The 1,393-nt window shown below is 66.4% G+C and carries 1 protein-coding gene and 1 pseudogene; both read left to right on the forward strand.

Features of this window, described 5'->3' with window-relative positions:
- Positions 1–537 precede the first annotated feature (537 nt).
- Positions 538–1,065, forward strand: a complete 528-nt coding sequence (locus AC5WS8_RS39130; protein WP_496108232.1) for an SMI1/KNR4 family protein — start codon at positions 538–540, stop codon at positions 1,063–1,065.
- A 70-nt stretch (positions 1,066–1,135) separates the two neighbouring features.
- Positions 1,136–1,393: pseudogene (locus AC5WS8_RS39135) on the forward strand (IS256 family transposase); the annotation flags it as partial.

Below are 1,393 nucleotides of genomic sequence, written 5' to 3' on the forward strand. Positions count from 1 at the left end.
TGCCGTCGGTGGTTTAGACCTTGCCACGTAGCGGGCGGCAGCCGACAACGGCGGGCGGCGGAGCGATTTTGGCCTGGAGCTGCTTTGGCGCGAGTGATCATGGCCCCGTAAGCTTCCGGCGCGTCGGGCAGTCTGTGGACCTGCCCGGTAAAGCACGACGTTGGGGCCATGATCTTCGTGGCTCGCGCCAAAGTGGCTGGCTAAAATCGCTCCGTCGCCCGCCCCAGCCACGACGTACCCCTTCTCTGGCATCAAGCGTCTGATTGCTGTGAGCGTGGCACGGGCGCCGGCCGGGCTGGAGCGGGACGAAGGCAGGAGCGCAGGCCCGGTCGGGGGCCGGGCCGCGCGCGGGGAGCGGAGCGAGCCGCCTTGAACCAGTAGAGAAAGTTGTAACGCACTCTGGCGGTTGGGGCATGTCTAGTCCCAGTTGATGTTTGACGCACTCAACCACGGGAGGTGCTCGGTCGGCGGTGGGGCAGATCAACAGACGCAGCGCATCCAGGCCTCAGTGTCAGTGGCAGTCGTTAGCGTGGTCGCGTGATTCCTACCGACGATCGGCGGTTCCCTGCGGCCCTCGCGGCCGCACTGGCACTCCCCTTCGACTATGACGACGGCAACGGTGTGGACTTCGAGCCGTTCCCGGCCTTCCTGTCCATCGAGGAGACCACCGACTGGTTCCGCGCTTGGACAGGCAACACGGAGTTGGAGGGCGACTGCTTCCGTGTGTTCGGCCAGGACGGCACAGGCGGATACGCAGCCTTCTGGCTCATCCGCCCGCACCGCCCGCTCGTCGAGCAGCCCGTGATCTTTCTCGGCTCCGAGGGCGAAACCGGCGTCGTGGCGCGTGACCTGGGTGCCTTCTTGTGGCTGCTGGCCGGGGGCTATGGACCTTGGGAAGCGGCCACCTCATACGAACCCGACTGGCCCCCGCGCCACAACCAGGAACTAACGGCTGTCGCCGAACGATTCGCGGCCGACCACAAGCAGTCGGCGGCTGCCGTCGTTGAGCAAGCGACCCGAGAGTTCCCGGACTTCGATGACACCATCATGGAGCTCTGCCGCTGACCGGCCTCGCACACGGCCGTACTTGGGAGTGTCCAATAGACGGCGGATCCGATGATCAAGGAGACGCCTGATGAGCGAGACCATCACCGAGCACGAGGCCGTGGAGGCGGCGGTCGTCGAGTCGGCCGCGGAGGCGGTGTCGGACGAGCAGTTGATCGCGATGCTGGTCGACCGTGCCCGCTCCGACGGGCTGCAGTTGACCGGTGAGGGTGGGCTGCTGCAGCAGCTGACGAAGCGGGTGCTGGAGTCCGCGCTGGAGGGCGAGATCACCGATCACGTCGGCTATGACAAGCACGATGTGGCCGGCCGGAACAGCGGCAACAGTCGC

This window comes from Streptomyces sp. PTL18 (assembly GCF_059510295.1).